This window comes from Pseudomonas hunanensis, assembly GCF_013393325.1.
Classification (GTDB): domain Bacteria; phylum Pseudomonadota; class Gammaproteobacteria; order Pseudomonadales; family Pseudomonadaceae; genus Aquipseudomonas; species Aquipseudomonas putida_P.
Genome location: NZ_QJRC01000098.1, coordinates 458,713 through 477,166 on the forward strand (window position 1 = coordinate 458,713; position 18,454 = coordinate 477,166).

An 18,454-nucleotide genomic window follows, 5' to 3' on the forward strand; every position below is an offset into this window, starting at 1 on the left:
AGGGGCGCGAAGCGGCCCCACATTTTCAGCTTCGCCGCGATTATCGCCGGGGCCGCTTCGCGGCCCTTTCGCGACACAAGGCCGCTCCTACAGGGACAGCGCCGGCCTTGGGCACAGCGCAATACCTGGGGCGTTTACAACCCCTCCAGCTCGGCCATCAGGTCACTCAACCGGTCGACCTTGTCGTCATCCAGCGCACTGCCCTGCAGCCACTGCACATACACCCTGGCTACTCCATCGTGCTGCAATCGAACATCGCCCGCAGCGGCACATAGCACTGATCGCTCTCTGCAAGCGAAGAGCGTTCCTCTTCGCCAACTGCCAATGCTCGTTCACTCGACCACAACGAGCAAAGCCGATCAATCTCTCCAAAATCAGTCACACGGCGATTAGCGACCCCATATCCATGTCGCTGAAACAGCAGCTCTACACATTTAGAAACACTGATTCTACGCCACCCGCTGCTAAACAATGCCTCATCGCCTACCCCTATTGAACCACCCTCAAGAACAGCTTCAGAAAACTCGCATACTTGCTACAGCAATTTCGCATGACAAAAGCCGAAACCTCCTACATTAATAAAGGCAAAAGTAAACATAACCGACCAATACTAACTACATGTAAGACGCATCTGAAGAGCAGTCCTACAACAATAGCTTCCAACCAAACCACCCCAACCCACCAAATACACCCACCTACTCTGAAGCGCAATTGACATAGATCAATCGAACGCCTAAACCTCTTCATGCCGCACTCTTTCGGGTAACAACAAAAACAAGGAGACACTATGGAAAATCAATATGGCATTAGCCTTTTGGCATTAGCCTCCGAAAACAATTGCGATATGGAAGCTGAATTCTTCGGAGGATCTGGTAGCGCCGGTGGTTGTGGTGGCAGCGGCGATTGTGGAGGCGGTGGAGGCTGCAAGGGTGGCAGCGGCGGCTCCGGCGGCTGTGGTGGAAACAATGGCATAAACAACGACCCGGCAACCCTGTAACTATAAGCGGGCTTCTGCGACGACTACTGCAGGCGCCCGCAACCTTTCAGGTATTTTATGAAAACACTCAGAATCTACAACTACGAAATACTCAACTTTGACACTGAACCGATGGTCTTCTCATCCAAAGGCTTCACGAAGATCACCGAACCAAAAATAATAGAAGCCTTACAATTAATTGAAAAAAATCAATCCAAATATATCCACCCTCATGCACTGGGCCACATACTAAAAAAGGCAAAACTCCAACCTGCCAGCGCGATAAAATTCTTAAAAAGCCTGTCAATAATCGGAGAGCTCACTGATCCACCTAGCTTTCAGCGCACCATCATCTACCACGATCTAGAAATTCCAGGCGAGACAACCAAGTACCTTGAAAAAAAGTACAACAACAAATTAGAAATAAGGAATATCGCTGACTACACACATCCCAACAACGACGAGCCTACGCTCTTCGTATTCGCTTGCGCAAAACTGAGCCCGCACTTGCTAAAGTCCACCTATAAAAAACTACTAGCAACAAACCCCAACTATGGCGCCACTGTTGGCTTCATCAGCGGCGTTCATTTCCATTTAACGGAAATTCATATCCCCTCAATTGGAAACCCGTGCGCTTTTTGCACACTTGACCGTATCGCGCACTACGAAAGCCTGAGAACAAGTCAGCACCACTGGAGCAAAATTTGGTCTTTCTGCCGTAGCAACAACCTCGACCTACCAAAAATAGAAATAGACGAACTCCAAAAGTCTTTAATTTTAGGCACCATTATTTCATTCACAAACAAACTCACTCAAGCGCCAAAATCAAAAACCACTCAAGATCAAGTTCTATTATCCAGAACAATCAACCTGGAAACCGGAAATACTACAGAAGACGCCAGCGTCCACTGGCCACTGTGCCAATGCATAGGATTTGAACAATGAATATAAGCCATGACGAATACTTGAAGTTTATATGCCCTGATGTCATGGATGAGACTTTGGCATTCCACGCCAAAGGCAACTACATAATCCACGAAGCGACACAACACCTAAGCACCCTTCACCACATACCATCAAAGGACCTTACAAAGCTTACCGGGAACGAATTACGCCTCAACACCATTACAGCACCCAGCAAAACCAAAGAACTGACTCTTAGGCCTCTAGCAAATTCACATTCACTACGGAGAAATAATTCATGTGATCAATTTAAAGATCGCCCACTTCATTTCAAAACGGTCCAAGCACTGCTTTCACCCCTCTTGACCAAAAGCTCCACTGCCTACAACAGAGGTTATCCAAGCGGCGGAGCGCTTTATCCAATAGAAGTATTTTGCATCAACCTCAACAACAAGATCGAGCAATGGCCAACTGAAACTAACGCCCTACACTTACTTCCATCCTCAAGATCACTGGAAGCTCATACCCCATCAATTAACATCAGAAAATTGACTGAAGCAATTATCCCAAAAAACGTCGACATCGGCCGACCGTCACTAGCACTTATATATTTGATCTACTTACCCAAAGCACTGTTCAAGTATCGATACAGAGGCTATCGCTTGAGTCTAATGGAGGCAGGCTCGATGTATATGATTACTGACTTGCGCTGCAAAGAACTCCACCTAAATAGCAGACCATGGTCAGGGTACACCGACCATCAAGTAACCAAAAATTTGAATCTCAACCCGACTCTTTTCCTACCCACATGCATCCAACTAATAGGTTAGACCCATAAATATTTTTAACGAGATACACTACCCGGAATTTTCGGACTTTTTTCTACTTAGGCCTAGCGCAGTCACTCACCTACCCAGCAGCGTAGAATGTGGCACCCGTTGGCGCACCTACGGTTCAAGCAGCGGCTGGTCATCAGATATAACCGACAGCGCATTAGGCGAACATTTTGAACGTAAACATTTTTACTTAGACATCCCTGTCCATGACACAAACAAACTAGACATCGGACTGACAACCAAAGAGCACAAAGAATTCATCCAAGCGTTTTCTCAAACCTTAATACCTAATAAAAGCTCGTCTTTGCAGTCGCATCACTTTGACCGTACAACGGCATACAGAATCACTGATTTTACAAGCTGCAAGATCCCAACCGTATGCCTTTCCATTTCAGAGTGCCGAAATTTTACTGACAATAGCATCTACCCAATCAGAGACACATGTGGATGCAGCGCACAAATGACGATCAACAATGCAGTGCTCGGAGCACTCAAGGAAACACTGGAACGGCAGTTTCTACTTAGATACTGGCTTACAAAAACCTGCACAGCGGAAATAAAACTCAATGATGCCTACCCCATACTAGCTGGAAGCACCAGCTTGCCACTCCTCCAAGAGCTAAAAAAATCTGGCGAACTGTGCATCCTCAATCTAACCGACGAACGCTTTCCAGGAAGCTGCCTACTCTTATGTTATGGCAATCAAGACACCACCGCCAAAGTGAAATTTTGCGCTGGCATGGCTTACGCCGCCACCTCAAGGATTGCTTTAGAGAAAGCAATAGTCGAATTATGGCAGACATTTCGCTTTATGCAGGCAATCGATAATGACCATGAAATAGAAAACCCACTTCAAGACCCTTATCTCAAACACTTCCTAAATTGCAACAGCTACGATACTTTCCAAGATACATCCAGAGATTTGACATCAACCCAGCACAACCAGAAACGTACACCATCGAAAGAGCTAACCCTACAGAATCTATTAACAACCATAAGAGAACTAGAATTCAATGGATATCTCCACTTATCGTCCACCCCCTACAAACAGTCAAACCTTTACTTCTGCAAATATTTTTCACCCAATTTATTCCTCCACATGAATAACGCAAGCCACCTCAACATCAAAAATACTTACTCCGAACACTTCCTCAATAAAATCATAAGCCGTCAGCTCTCCAGAATGGTCCCGTTCCCATGAATCTCTATTTAAGCCACCTCCTACTCAGCGCAAAAAAAATCACACGCATTATCAGGATCTTGATCACTGAGCACTTGAGAGAACCCACATCACTTCTATGGTCAGCACTTGCACCCTGTCTACTCTTCATCATTACAACCCCAAAGCACACAACCTTAACCTACACTGCGTCAACTGCGTGGTTCTACTCATACATTTCAGCAAGTGTTGCCTTTTTTGGATTTAGTTTTTACTTGATCGGCAGGCGAGAAAGCGGCTTCACTCGCTCTTTCATATATCAACGCGGCGCAATAAAAATATTCCTGATTTCACACACACTCAGCTACTTAGTGCTGAGCACACTCTACGCCTTGCTTTTTTACCTATTGACCAAGCCGCTACGAGGGCACTACTTACTCCCTGAGCTTTTGTATCTGCTGGCATGCTTTTACACAAGTTATCTTATGTTCACCTGTATCGGCCTAGGGATCGCTGCACTGCCCATCAAGTTCAGCACTGCCAGCACGCTTTTTTCGCTCATGTCCTTTCTCATGCTGGTCTCTGGGTACACAGCTACCCTACAGGGCTACGACACGTCTCACCCGCTAACGCTGATCAACCCGCTCTATCTGAGTGTTCAGGTATTCCATGGCGAATTTTCACTTCCCAGCAGTTTCTTGACGGCTCTTTCAGCCTTTGCGGCCTGCACATACCTGACAGGACGACATTTTAGAACCCAACCCATATGGAGCCGCTACTAATGGATATACTAAAAATAACCGACCTTTGTTTCGGGTACAGCGGAACCACGCTGATGGACAATATCGGACTCAACATCAAACAAGGCGAAATGATCGGCATACTGGGCAAGAATGGCGCAGGAAAAACGACGCTATTCGACCTCATCTGCAACGTAAAGAAACCAATCCGGGGCGTCGTCACCAACTCATCCAAGCATCAGGCTTATTTAACCCAAATTCTTACCCCACCCCCTTTACTGCGCATGAATGAAGCGAGCAAACTTATCACCAGCCTAGCCCCCAATGACGCCCCCGATCACTTAGAAATACTTTCAAAACTGGCTCAATGGTCTCCTTCCCTGTCCAAACGATATGCAGAAATCGCTAATAAAAAAGCGTCCAACTGCAGTTATGGCGAGATTCGCAGCTACTTCACGCTGACCCTACTGCTTTTGAACAGTGACTTGATCATTCTTGACGAGCCCACAGCTGGGGTGGACCCTGAGTTCCGGCATTACATATGGCTAGGCATACACAACGCATGCCGGGAGGGCGCGTGCGTGTTGATTGCTTCACATTACACAGAGGAAATCACAAAAAATTGCCATCGCTTTTACATGCTCGCCAATAAACGACTGGAAGCGTTTGATAGTGGTGAACAGTTCATGGCTTGCCACGGCGCCGAATCGTTAGATGAGGCCTTTATCAACGCCGCGATCTAGGTACCGTGGCCACTAAAAAGGGGCGCCAAGCGCCCCTGCCGGTCAAAGGCCTTCCAACTCGGCCATCAGATCACTCAGCCGGTCGACCTTGTCGTCATCCAGCGCACTGCCCTGCAGGCCCTGCACGTACTCGGCCAGTTCCTCCACAGTGCTGCACTCGAACATCGCCCGCAACGGTACGTTCAACTGCAATTGCTTCTGCACCCGCGAGGCAATCTGCGTGGCCAGCAACGAATGCCCGCCCAGCTCGAAGAAGTTGTCGTGCACCCCCACCCGCTCGGCCTTGAGCACATCGGCCCAGATACCCGCCAAGACCTCTTCCAGCTCATTGCGCGGCGCCTGGTAGGCCTGGCTGTGCTGGCCGCCAATGTCGATGGCGGGCAGCGCCTTGCGGTCCAGCTTGCCGTTGGCGTTGTGCGGCAGGCTGTCGAACCAGCCCCAGTGCAGCGGTACCATGTACTCCGGCAACTCGGCACGCAGGCGTTGCTTCACCTGTTCCAGCAACGCGGCGTCGGCAGCGATGCCCTGATGGGCCACCAGGTAACCGACCAGATGCTTGCCATTGACGCCCTCCTGCACGCCCACCGCAGCATCGCGGATTTCCGCCCGTTCGTGCAGGCGGGCTTCGATCTCGCCCAGCTCGATGCGGTAGCCGCGTATCTTCACCTGATGGTCGATGCGCCCGACGTACTCCAGCACACCGTCCGGGCGCTGCCGCGCCAGGTCACCGGTGCGGTACAGGCGCTCGCCCGGTGCACCGTATGGGTGAGGGATAAACGCCAACGCAGTACGCAGCGGGTCGCCGACATAGCCACGGCCAACGCCCGTGCCAGCCACACACAGTTCGCCCACCGCACCCAGCGGCACCAGCGCCTGATCTTCACCAAACAGGTACAGGCGGTTGTTGTCGGTCGGCGTGCCGATGGGCAAGTAACTGCCTTGGGTCGACGCGGCATCGACGCGGAAGAACGCCACGTCATCGGAGCATTCTGCCGGGCCGTAGGCGTTGACCAGGCCGATCTGCGGGTAGCGCTGCAGCCACTGCGCGGCCAGCTCCGGGGGCATCGCCTCGCCTGTCGGCAGCATCCAACGCAGGCCGTCCAGCGCCTGGTGGTCGCTGGCCAACATGCCCTGGATCAGCGACGGTACGCTTTCCAGCACGGTGATGCCGGTGGCTTGCACATGCGCCAGCAGGCCCCGCGGATCATGGGCGATGGCATTCGGCACAATCTCTACTGTGGCCCCGAACAACGGCGCGGCCAGGAACTGCCACACCGAAATATCGAAGCTCTGCGAGGCAGTCTGGGCGATCACGTCCTGATCGCTCAATGCCAGGTACGGCACCTTGCTCAGCTGGTTGTTGAGCATGCCACGCTGCTCGACCATCACCCCTTTCGGCAGGCCGGTGGAGCCTGAGGTGTAGATCACATAGGCAAGGTTGTCCGGGCCACTGTGGATGCCTGGGTTGTGGCTGGCAACCTGGCTGGCCTGGATGTCTTCCCACACCAGCAGCTGTGGCCTTGGCGCAACGTTCAGCTCAGCCAGCAACTGCCGGCCTTGCTCGGCACAGGCCGCGCTGCATACCAGCACCGGGGTACGGCTGAGCTGGATGATGCTTTGCAGGCGCGCGGCAGGCAGGCCCGGGTCCAGCGGCAAGTAGCCGGCACCGGCCTTGAAGCTGCCGACTATCATGCCCAGCAGCGGCAACCCGCGCTCGGCCAGCAGTGCCACCGGCTGGTCCACCTTCACACCGGCCCAGATCAAGGCATGGCCCAGGCGGTTAGCCGCCAGGTTCAGCCCGGCGTAGTCGTAGGACGCCTCCAGGCAGCGGGCCACGGTACGTTCCGGGTGCGCAGCCACTTGCGCTTCGAACTGTGCGATGTAGCTCTGTTCCAGCGGATAAGCCCGCTCGGTGCGGTTGCAGTCTTCCAGCAGGAAGCGCTGCTCGTCTGCCCCCAGCATCGGCAGCTCGCTCACCTCGCCCTCGAAGCCTTGTACCAGCGCCAACAGCATGCGCTTGAACTCGGCCAGCAGGCGCTCGACGGTCGGGTAGTCGAAGTAGCGCTGGTCGAACGACAGGTGCAGGCCCAGGTCGTCGCCGGGGTAGCACACCGCCGTCAGCGGGAAGTTGGTATGGGTACGGCCCGAGTCGGAACTGGCATTCAGGTGCTGGGCGTGGTCGAGCACGGCGGTTTCAACCGGCGCGTTCTCGAATACGAACAGGCTGTCGAACAGCGGCTGGCCCTTGGGCAGCTCGCTGCAATCCTGGATCGCCACCAGCGGCAGGTATTCGTACTCGCGCAGTTCCATGTTGCTTTGCAGCAGGCCTTGCAGCCACTGGCGCACGCTGCGGCGCTCACCGGCTACCGGCAACTGCACGCGCAGGGCAACGCTGTTGATGAACAGCCCGACGGTGCGCTGCATCTGCGGCATGCTCACCGGGCGCCCGGCCACGGTTACGCCAAAGGCCACGTCGCGGTCACCGCTGTAACGCGCCAGCACCAGGGCCCAGGCCGCCTGGGCGAAGGTGTTGACGGTCAGCTGGTGAGCCTGGGCCAGTTCACGCAGGCGCACGCCATCGCTCACCTCCAGGCGGGTGTAGCAATCGCCGACCACCATGCCGCTACCCGCGTGGTCATGGCGCAGCGGGCGGTCACTTGGGATAGCCGTGGCGCGCTCGAAGCCGGCCAGGTTGGCCTGCCACCAGGCGCGTGCGTCGTCCAGGCCCTGGCGTTGCAGCCAGCCGATGTAGTCGCGGTAGCGCGGCGGCACCGGCAGTTGGGCCTGACGGCCTTCGCCAAGGGCCTGGTACACCTCGAAGAAGTCGTTCATCAGCAGCGAGCGGCACCAGGCATCGATCAGGATGTGGTGGTTGCTCATCATGAACCAATAGCGCTCGTCGGCCACGCGCACCAGGCGCAGGTGGAACGGTGCTTCGCTGAGCAGGGCAAAACCGGCCTCGCGCTCTTGCTTGTGCAGGGCCTGCAGGCGCTGCTCCTGGGCGTCGTCTGCAAGGCCGCGCCAGTCCTGGTAGTCCACCGCCAGGTTGCCCGGTTTGTGGATGATCTGCAGCATCGCCTCGCCGCTGTTCCAGCTGAACGAAGCGCGCAATGCTTCATGGCGCGCCACCACGGCCTGCCAGGCCTGGGCGAAACGCTCAGGGTCCAGGGCGCTGTTGATGCGGTAGCGGTCCTGCATGTAGTAAAGGCCGGTGCCCGGCTCCAGCAGGGTGTGCAGAAGCATGCCTTCCTGCATCGGCGTCAGCGGGTAGACGTCCTCGATCTGCGCAGCCGGTACCGGCAGGGCGTCGATCTGCGCCTGCGTCAGATGCGCCAACGGGAAGTCGGAGGGGGTGAAACTGCCGTTGCCATCGGCCAGGCAATGCGCGACCAGCGTCAGCAACTCCTGACGATAGGCCTCGGCCAGCCGGGCAATGGTTTGCTGGTCATAGCGCTCGGCGCTGTAGGTCCAGCGCAGTTGCAGGGCGCCGCCATACACCTGGCCATCGACGCTCAGCCAGTTGGGCAGCGGTGCGTCGAGGTCGTGGGCCAGGCCTGCTGGGGCCTCCAGTGGCTGGAACAGCGCGGTGCTGTCGAACTGCTGGTCGAACTGACCCAGGTAGTTGAAGGTGATACGCGCCTGCGGCAAGGCCGCCATCTGCTCGCGCCCGGCCGCATCGGCCAGGTAGCGCAGTACACCGTAGCCAAGCCCCTTGTGCGGCACCTGGCGCAGTTGCTCCTTGATGCGTTTGATCGAGCCGGCCCGCGCCGCGTCGTCCTCGCCTGGCAACGGGCGCAGGCTCAGTGGATAGGCGTTGGTGAACCAGCCGACACTGCGGGTCAGGTCCATGTCCTCGAACAACCCGTCACGACCGTGGCCTTCGAGCTGCACCAGCACTTCTTCCTCGCCACTCCAGCGGCACAAGGCACGCGCCAGCGCAGTGAGCAGCAGGTCATTGACCTGGGTGTGGTAGGCCGCCGGGGCCTGTTGCAGCAGTTGCCGGGTTTGCTCCACATCCAGGCCGATGGCCAGGGTATGGGCGTGGCGGTGCAAGTTGCCACCCTGCGGGTGATCGCACGGTAGTTCGCGGCGCACGCCACCCAGCTGGCCTTGCCACCAGCCCAGTTCGTCGCGCAGCGAATCGCTGCCGGCGTAACTGGCCAGGCGTGTGGCCCAATCGCCCATGGCGTGGGTCTTGGTCGGCAGTGGCTGGCCACGGTACAGCGCCTGCAAGTCTTCCAGCAACACCCGCCAGGACACGCCATCGACCACCAGGTGATGGATCGCCAGCAACAGGCGCTGGCTGCCCTGCCCGTCACGCACCAGCAAGCCACGCAGCAGCGGGCCTTGTTGCAGGTCGAGGCTGCGCTGAAGGTCGGTGTACAGCGCCTGGCAGTCTGCGAAATCGGCGACGGTGGCGCTCCACAGCAGCTGCTCGGCAGCAGGCTGCGCGTACTGAGCCTGCCAGCCGCCCTGGGCCTGGCTGAAACGCAGGCGCAGGCTGTCATGGTGCTGCACCAGCGCAGCCATCGCTTGTGCCAGTACGGCTTCGTCCAGCGGTTGGCGTGCCTCCAGCAGTACCGCCTGGTTCCAGTGCTGTGGCTGTGGCACTTCGCTGTCGAAGAACCAGTGCTGAATCGGCGTCAGGCCGGTCTGGCCCTGGCGCTGGCCCTGATCGATGCTGCTGGGGGCTTCGCTGTGCTGAACCACGGCCGCCAGGGTCTGGATGGTCTGGTGCTGGAACAGGTCGCGCGGGGTGAATTGCAAGCCGGCCTGACGGGCCCGGCTGACCACCTGAATCGAAAGGATCGAATCACCGCCCAGTTCGAAGAAATTGTCCTGCACGCCAACCTGGGCAACGTTGAGTACATCGCGCCAGATCTGCGCCAGTTGCGCTTCCACCTCGTTGCCTGGGGCCTGGTACTGCTGGCGCGCCTGCTCCAGGTCCGGCAGCGGCAGCGCACGGCGGTCGAGCTTGCCGTTGCCCATCAGTGGCAGGCTGTCGAGCAGCACCAGGTGCGCAGGCACCATGTAGTCCGGCAGGTGCTGGCGGGCATCGGCTTTCACGGCTTCGCGCAGCAGGTTCTGCGCCTCGCTACCGGCGCTGGCCTGCTTGCTCACCAGATAGCCCACCAGCTGTTTGCCACCCGGCAAGTCCAGGGCCAGTACCACGGCCTCGTCGACATCCAAGTGCGCCTGCAGCCGGCTCTCGATTTCGCCCAGCTCGATACGGAAGCCGCGAATTTTCACCTGCTGGTCGGCACGCCCAACGTACTCGACCAGGCCATCAATGCCCAGCCGCACCAGGTCGCCCGTGCGATACAAGCGGCCCCCTGCGGTGCTGAACGGGTCGGCGACAAAGCGCTCGGCACTAAGGCCAGGGCGGTCGTGATAGCCCTGAGCCAGCCCGGCACCACCGACATACAGCTCGCCAATACCACCTTGCGGCAACAAAGCCAGGTCCTCGTCGAGGATGTAGGCCGTGCGGCTTCCGATGACGCGGCCGATCGGCACGCTGCCAAGGTCCGCTGGCAACGCCTCTGGCGCCAGGCAGGCCAACGGCATGACCACGGTTTCGGTCGGGCCGTAGGCGTTGAAGAACTGCTGCGGGGCAAAGGCCTGGCGAATACGTTGCAGGTGCTCGCCGGTCAGTGCTTCGCCACCGGTAATCACCAGGCGCACCGGCAGTTGTTCGCCCTGCCCGCCCAGGTACTGCGCCAGCTGGCTGCCGTAGCTGGGGGTAAAGCCCAGGATGCTCACCTGTTGCTCACGCACCAGCTGGCAGATGTCTTCGGCACCCCACTGCCCCTGGGCACGCAGCACCACGCGGGCACCACACAGCAGCGGCACCCACAGGCGCTCGCTGGCGGCGTCGAAGTTGATCGAATAAAAATGCAGCTCGCAATCATCGCTGCGCATGCCGAATGCGGCGATCACCGCCTGGCAGTGCATGGCGAATTCGCCGTGGCTGACCACCACGCCCTTGGGCTTGCCGGTGGAGCCGGAGGTGTAGATCAGGTAAGCCTGGTGCTGCGGCAGGTTGAGGTTGTCCAGCGGCGCATCGCTGTAGGCCGACAGGCTGGCAGCATCGTCTTCCAGGCTCCAGCGGGCGACGCCTTGCGGCAACTCACCCAAGGTTTTCAACAGCTCACGCTGGCTGATCAGCAAACCAATGCGGCTGTCTTCGATCATGTAGCGCAGGCGGTCGAGCGGGTACTCGGGGTCGAGCGGCACGTAAGCGCCGCCGGCCTTGAGAATGGCCAGGAGGCCGACGACCATTTCCAGCGAACGCTCCAGCGCCAGCCCTACACGCACCTGCGGGCCGACGCCGCGCTCGCGCAGGGCGCGGGCCAGGCGGTTGGCCTGCTGATCGAGTTCGGCATAGGTCATGTGCTGGCCAGCGAAAGTCAAGGCACCGGCCTGTGGCGTGCGCGCCGCCTGGGCGGCGAACAGGCCATGCAGGGTCTGATCGAGCTCGAAATCGTGCTCGCCCTGCAACTGGCCGACCAGCACCTGCTGCTCGGCGCTGCTCAGCATCGGCAGCTCGCACAGGCGCTGTTGCGGGTTGTCGAGCAGGCCAACCAACAGTTGCTGCCAGTGCTCGGCCATACGCGCAATGCGCGGCTCGTCGAACAGGTCACGGCTGTAGGTCAGGCAGCAGCCCAGGCGGCCGTCGAGGTCGGTCACCTCCAGGTACAGGTCGAACTTGGTGGCACTGGCATCGTTGACCAGGTAGTCGACCTGCATGCCGGCCAGCGTGCGGCTTTGCTGGAAGGCCCAGCGCTGCACGTTGCACATCACCTGGAACAGCGGGTTGTAGGCGCTGCTGCGCGGCGGCTGCAGGGCCTCGACCAACTGGTCGAACGGCAGGTCCTGGTGCGACTGGCCTTCGATGGCGGCCTGGCGCATCTGCTCCAGCAGCTCGCTGGCGGTCATCTGCCCGTCCAGCTCGCAGCGCAGCACCTGAGTGTTGAGGAAGGCGCCGATCAGGCCTTCGCTTTCCGGGCGGATGCGGTTGGCCACCGGTGCGCCGATGCGCAGGTCACGCTGGCCGCTGTAGCGGTGCAGCAAGGCGGCCAGGGTGGCGGTCATGGTCATGAACAGGGTCAGGCCGCGCTGGCTGTTGAAGGCATGCACACGGGCGACCAACGCCGGGTCGAGCTCAAAGCGATACAACTCGCCACGGTGGCTCTGCACGGCCGGGCGCGGGCGGTCAGCGGGCAACGCCAGCACCGGGTGCTCGTCGCCCAGGCGATCCTTCCAGTAGGCCAGTTGGCGGGCGCCCTCGCCGCTCTCCAGCCAATGCCGTTGCCAGACGCTGTAGTCCAGGTATTGCACAGGCAACGGCGCCAGTGGCGACTCACGGTCATCGACGAAGGCCTCGTACAGCTCGCCCAGCTCGCGGGCGAAGATGTCCATGGCCCAGCCTTCGGTGACGATGTGGTGCAGGGTCAGCACGAAGTAATGCTCGCGTTCCTCGGCTTTTACCAGGCAGGCGCGCAGCAGCGGACCGCGCTCCAGGTCGAACGGCTGGTGCGCCTGATCGTCGGCCAGTTGTTGCAAGCGTTGCTGGCGGGCATCGGCTGACAAGGCGCTGAAGTCTTGCCAGTCGAGGTGCAGGCCACTGTCTTCGGCCACGCATTGGTACGGCACACCATCGATGCTGGGGAAGGTGGTGCGCAGGGTTTCGTGGCGCACGATCAACGCCTGCAGCGCCCGCTCGAAGGCGTCCACATGCAGCGTGCCGCGCAAGCGAGCCATGCCGCCTACGTTATAGGCCGGGCTGTCCGGCTCCATTTGCCAGAGGAACCACATGCGCTGCTGCGAGTACGACAGCGGTACCGCCTGGCGGCGGTCGACACGGGCGATGTCGCCTTGCAGGTTGCGTTCACCGGCGGCGCGAATGCGCGCGATCTCGGCACAGAAGGTGCCCAGCTCGCTGGCGTCGAACAGGGCCTTGAGCGGCAGTTCGACATCGCAGGCCTGGCGCGTGCGCGAAACGATCTGGGTGGCCAGCAACGAGTGGCCGCCGAGGGCGAAGAAGTCGTCCTGCAGGCCGATGCGCGGCACATTCAGCACCTCGCACCAAATGGCCGCGACCTGTTGCTGCAGCTCGGTTTGTGGCTCGACGTGTTCGCGCTGCTGCCAGACCGGGGCCGGCAGTGCCTTGCGCTCGACCTTGCCGCTGGGGCCCAACGGCATCTGCGCCAGCGCGATGAGTTGCGCCGGCACCATGTAGGCTGGCAGTTGCTCAGCCAGCACGACCAGCAAGTCGGCAGGCTGGGCGCTGCCACTGTAATAACCGACCAGTTGCGCGCCAATAGCGTCCTTGTGAATCAGCACCAGCGCCTGTTCGACTCCCGCTTGCGCCAGCAGGCAGGCCTGAACCTCTTCGGGCTCCACACGGAAGCCACGCACCTTTACCTGCTGGTCAAGGCGACCGAGGTATTCCAGCGCCTCTAGCTGCACCTGCCAGCGGGCGCGGTCGCCGCTGCGGTACAGCCGCTGACCATTGCCGTCGGCCTGGGGCACGAAGCGCTCGGCGGTAAGGCCCGGGCGCCCCAGGTAGCCGCGGGCCAGGCCCGCACCACCGAGGTACAACTCGCCCGGCACGCCAGGCGCTGTCAGTTCAAGCTCATCGTCCAGCACACGGCACAGCACGTTGCCCAGCGGGCGGCCAATCGGCGAGCGCTCGCCATCCGCCGCCTGGCAGTGCCAATGGGTGACGTTGATGGCGGTTTCGGTCGGGCCGTAGCGGTTGTGCAACTGCACCTGCGGCAGCACTTGCAGCACGCGGTCACGCAACGCAGCGGACAATGCTTCGCCACCGGAGAACAACCGCCGCAGGCTGCTGCAGGCACCCGCCTGCGGCTCTTGGACAAACACCTGCAACAGCGGCGGCACGAAGTGCAGCGTGGTCACGCCATGGGCCTTAACCAGCGCGGCAATGCGCTGCGGGTCGCGGTGTTCGCCGGGGCCGGCAAGTACCAGCTTGCAGCCGGTTACCAGCGGCCAGAAGCACTCCCACACCGACACGTCGAAGCTGATTGGCGCCTTCTGCATCAGCACGTCGCTGTCGTTCAGCGCGTAGGTAGCCTGCATCCACTGCAAGCGCTCGGCCAGCGCCGCGTGGGTATTACCCACGCCCTTGGGCTGGCCAGTGGAGCCGGAGGTGTAGATCACGTAGGCCAGGTTGTCGCCGTGCAGGTGCAGGCCGGGGGCCTGGCTGGGCCAGCTGTCCAGGTGCAACTGGTCGAGGGCAATGGCGCTGACACCGGCGACCTGCGGCAGCTTGCCCAGCAGGCTGCTGTGGCTCAGCAACAGGCCGGCGTTGCAGTCGGCCAGCATGTAGGCCAGGCGTTCGGCCGGGTAATCGACATCCAGCGGCACGTAGGCGCCGCCAGCCTTGAGAATGGCCAGCAGGCCGACCAGCAACTGCGGCGAGCGCTCGATGGCAATCGCCACGCAGGTGTCGGGGCCGACGCCTTTGTCACGCAGGTAGTGGGCCAGCCGGTTGGCTTGCTGGTGCAGCTCGGCGTAGTCCAGGCTGCCGCCTTCCCACACCAGGGCGGTGCGCTGCGGGGTCAGGCGTGCCTGTTCATTGAGTTGCTCGACCAGCAGGTGCTGCGGTGCGGCGGCAGCAGCCTGGCCCCAACCCAGCAGCTGTGCACGGGCTGGCTCATCGAGCAACTGCACCTCGCCCAACGCCCGTTGCGGTGCACTGCACACTTGCTCCAGCAGCGCCAGCAGGTGCTGGGCCAGGCGCTTGACGGTACTCGCTTCGAACAGCTCGGCGGCATAGTCGAAGGCCAGGCTCAAGCGGCCCTGGTGGTCTTCTTCACTGTGCAGCTGCAAGTCGAACTTGGCTTCGCGGCTATGCCACGGCAGCTCTTCGGCCAGCAGCCCCGGCAGGCGGCGCAGCGCTGACAGGTCGCGTTGCTGGTGGTTGAACATGACCTGGAACAGGCCCTGTTCACGCGCCTCGGGCAGGGCTTCGACCAGCTGTTCGAACGGCAGGTCCTGGTTAGCCTGGGCTTGCAAAGTGGCCTGGCGTACCTGGGCCAGCAACTGGGTGAACGACTGGCGACCCTCGAACTGTGTGCGCAGCACCTGGGTGTTGATGAAGAAGCCGACCATGCCTTGGGTTTCCAGGCGCGGGCGATTGGCGTTGGGCACCCCGACGCGAATATCGGCCTGGCCGCTGTAGCGCTGCAGCAGCGCCTGCCAACCGGCCAGCAGGACCATGAACAGGCTGGCTTGCTGCTCACGGGCCAAACCCTTGAGCGCGTCGCCGAGCTTGGCGGGCACCTTGAGGTTGAAGCGCGCAGCGCTGTGCTGGCTGGCGCGGGGGTGGTCGGTGCACAGGTCGAGCACCGGTAGTTCATCACCCAGTTGGGCCTTCCAGTATTGCAATTGCCGTTCGGCTTCACCGTCGGCCAGCCATTGGCGCTGCCAGGTGCCATAGTCGGCGTAACCCAGTGTCAGCGGCGCCAGGTTGGCCTCCAGGCCTTGGCAGCGAGCGGCGTACAGCTTGGCGAATTCGTCGAGCAGGATGTTCAGCGACCAGCCGTCGGCAACGATGTGGTGCAGGGTCACCCACAGCTGATGGTCTTCGTCGCCCAGGCGTACCAGGGTTACTCGCAGCAGTGGCCCCTGGGTCAGGTCGAACGGCTGACGGGCCTCGGCTTCTCGCTGCGCTACGACCTGTTCGGCCGAGTGCCCTTCAAGATCCAGGCGCTGCAGGCTGAACGGCTGCTGCGGCCTGATGCGCTGAAGCGCCTGACCGTTTTCCTCACTGAACACGGTACGCAGCGATTCGTGGCGCGCCACCAGTGCCTCGAAGGCCGCTTCCAGCGCCACTACGTCCAGCTCGCCACGCAGATGCAGGCCGGCCGGGATGTTGTAGGCCGCCGATTGTGGTTCCAGCTGCCACATCAGCCACAAGCGGTTTTGCGCCAGCGACTGGGGCAACGCCTGGGCACGCGCCAAGGTGGCGATGGCTGCGGGGTGGGCACCGCCTTCGACGATGATTGCGCCGACGGCTTTGCTGTAGTCGGCCAGTACCGGCGCCTCGAACAAAACCCGCAGGTTCAGGTTGATACCCAGCTCATCGGCCAGGCGCGCAGTGGCCTGGGTAGCGGCAATGGAGTTGCCACCCAGCAGCAGGAAGTGATCATCTGCTGCCACCGCCTCTACCTTGAGGATGTCACGCCACACCGCAGCGATGCGTGCTTGCAGTTCATCACCGGCAGCTTCACTGGCAATGGCTTCGCTCGCTTCAGGGAAACGGGCATAGCAGTCCAGGCTGCCATCGTCCATGCGCAGGCGGCAGGCCGAGCGCTGCAACTTGCCGCTGGAGGTCTTCGGCAGCGCACCGGGGTTCAGCAGCAGGACCACGGCCGGGGCCTGGCGGCAGGCGTCAGCGATGACCTGGCGCAGGGTCTTGATCAGGTCCTGGGGCTTGATTGCCTTTTGCACATTGCGGCTGATCTCCACCGCCACGCCGATGCCCTCCTCGCCCTGGTGCTCGACAGCGAACACGGCCACGCGGCCTTTGCGCAGCACTTCGACTTCGCGCTCGAGGGTTTTTTCCAGGTCCTGTGGGTACAGGTTCTGCCCACGCACGATCAGCATGTCTTTCAGGCGCCCAGTCACGAACACCTCGCCCTCACGCATGAAGCCCAGGTCGCCGGTACGCAGCCAGGTCTGGCCGTCCATTTCGACGAACGTACGGGCGCTGGCCTCAGGGTTGCGCCAGTAGCCCAGGGCAATGCTCGGGCCACCGGCCCAGACTTCGCCAACCTGGTTGTCGCCCAGCACCTGCAACTGCTGCGGCTCGACGATGCGTACGGAGTGCCCTGGCTGCGGGTAGCCGCAGCTCATCAGTACGCTGCCTGTGCCCGGCTCGGCGCGGTTGACAGCGAAGGCGTCGGCATCCAGCTCCAGTGCTGCAATGCCCTGGCCACGGCGGCTGCCACTGACGAACAGGGTGGCTTCGGCCAGGCCATAGCTGGCGAAGAAGCTCTGCGGGTCGAAGCCGCAGGCCTGGAACTTGTCGGCGAAGGTCGCCAGGCTGTCCTGGCGGATCGGCTCGGAGCCGGAATAGGCCACGCGCCAGCGGCTCAGGTCGAGCCCGCTGAGCGAGGCCTCGCTGACCCGCTCGCTGCACAGGCGGTAGGCGAAATCCGGGCCGCCGCTAATGGTGCCGCCATACTCGCTGATGGCTTGCAACCAACGCAGCGGACGGGCCAGGAAGTAACCTGGCGACATCAGCACGCAGGGCACACCACTGAAAATTGGCTGCAACAGGCCGCCAATCAGGCCCATGTCGTGGTACAGCGGCAACCAGCTGACGATCACATCGTCGGGGTTGAGGTCGATGCCGAAGCCACAACGGATCAGCTGCTCGTTGGCCACCAGGTTGCCATGGCTGACCTGCACGCCCTTGGGCAACGCGGTGGAGCCGGAGGTGTACTGCAGGAAGGCAATGTCATCCCCCTTCAGCGCGGGCGCCTGCCAGCTCGCGGCCAGCACCGGGTCCAGGCCGTCCACAGCCAGCAGCTCGGGCGCGTTGTCTGCTGCCAGTGCCTCCAGGCCTTGCAGGCTGTCATGCAAGGCCGCCACGGTCAGCAGCAGGCGCGGTTCGGCGTCGTCGATGATCGACAACAGGCGCTCCTGATGGTGCTGGCGTGCCGATTCCGGCGGGTAGGCCGGTACCGCGATGACGCCCGCATACAGGCAGCCAAAGAACGCCGCCACGTAGTCCGGGCCACTGGGGAACAGCAGCACTGCACGGTCGCCGAAACCGGCACGGGCCTGCAAGGCGGCGGCGATGGTGCGCGCACGCTGGTCGAGGTCCCGGTAGCTGAGCACGGCCTGCTCGCCGGGGGCGTCGGCCAGAAAGCGCAGGGCAATCTTGTCCGGGGTTTGCGCGGCGCGTTGCGCCAGGGCCTGGACCAGCGAGAGCGGGAGTTCGAAGGCGTCCGTCATGGGGTGTTCCTGCCAGTGTCTGTTGGGGCGTGCCGGCTGCTCCGCGAACGTGGGCGGGCAGCGAATGGCGACCGAGGATGTACACAGGGGAACGGATGGGCGGGGGC

At 60.7% G+C, this 18,454-nt stretch carries 6 protein-coding genes; 5 read left to right on the forward strand and 1 reads right to left on the reverse strand.

Going from position 1 to position 18,454, the window contains the following annotated elements; all coding sequences use genetic code 11:
- Positions 1–787: 787 nt before the first annotated feature.
- The 5 genes from DM807_RS23795 to DM807_RS23810 all read left to right on the forward strand — a co-directional run bounded on the left by DM807_RS23795 (position 788) and on the right by DM807_RS23810 (position 5,357).
- Positions 788–997 carry a hypothetical protein gene (locus DM807_RS23795; RefSeq protein ID WP_179027993.1) on the forward strand — a complete coding sequence of 70 codons (210 nt, stop codon included), beginning with the start codon at positions 788–790 and terminating at the stop codon, positions 995–997.
- Positions 998–1,054: 57 nt separating this feature from the next.
- Complete coding sequence (locus tag DM807_RS23800; protein ID WP_179027994.1) at positions 1,055–1,921, forward strand: McbB family protein; 867 nt, start codon at positions 1,055–1,057, stop codon at positions 1,919–1,921.
- 1,098 nt (positions 1,922–3,019) lie between these two features.
- The gene (locus DM807_RS23805; RefSeq protein WP_179027995.1) at positions 3,020–3,916 is read left to right on the forward strand and encodes a YcaO-like family protein; all 897 of its coding nucleotides are present in this window, start codon (positions 3,020–3,022) and stop codon (positions 3,914–3,916) included.
- Positions 3,913–4,656, forward strand: a complete 744-nt coding sequence (locus DM807_RS27975) for a hypothetical protein (protein ID WP_342356498.1) — start codon at positions 3,913–3,915, stop codon at positions 4,654–4,656. Before DM807_RS23805 ends, DM807_RS27975 begins: the two co-directional genes overlap by 4 nt.
- Positions 4,656–5,357, forward strand: a complete 702-nt coding sequence (locus DM807_RS23810; protein WP_012273395.1) for an ATP-binding cassette domain-containing protein — start codon at positions 4,656–4,658, stop codon at positions 5,355–5,357. The genes DM807_RS27975 and DM807_RS23810 overlap by 1 nt, the downstream gene beginning before the upstream one ends.
- Before the next feature lie 42 nt (positions 5,358–5,399).
- Here DM807_RS23810 and DM807_RS23815 read toward each other — a convergent pair whose 3' ends face one another.
- Entirely contained in the window at positions 5,400–18,347 is a 12,948-nt protein-coding gene (locus DM807_RS23815; RefSeq protein WP_179027996.1) for a non-ribosomal peptide synthetase, read from the reverse strand.
- Between the last annotated feature and the right edge of the window lie 107 nt (positions 18,348–18,454).

Bases quoted from the DNA above. Each gene is read 5' to 3' on its own strand.
- DM807_RS23795 (WP_179027993.1), top strand. From the start codon at position 788: ATGGAAAATCAATATGGCATTAGCCTTTTGGCATTAGCCTCCGAAAAC.
- DM807_RS23810 (WP_012273395.1), top strand. From the start codon at position 4,656: ATGGATATACTAAAAATAACCGACCTTTGTTTCGGGTACAGCGGAACC.
- DM807_RS23815 (WP_179027996.1), bottom strand. From the start codon at position 18,347: ATGACGGACGCCTTCGAACTCCCGCTCTCGCTGGTCCAGGCCCTGGCG.
- DM807_RS27975 (WP_342356498.1), top strand. From the start codon at position 3,913: ATGAATCTCTATTTAAGCCACCTCCTACTCAGCGCAAAAAAAATCACA.
- DM807_RS23800 (WP_179027994.1), top strand. From the start codon at position 1,055: ATGAAAACACTCAGAATCTACAACTACGAAATACTCAACTTTGACACT.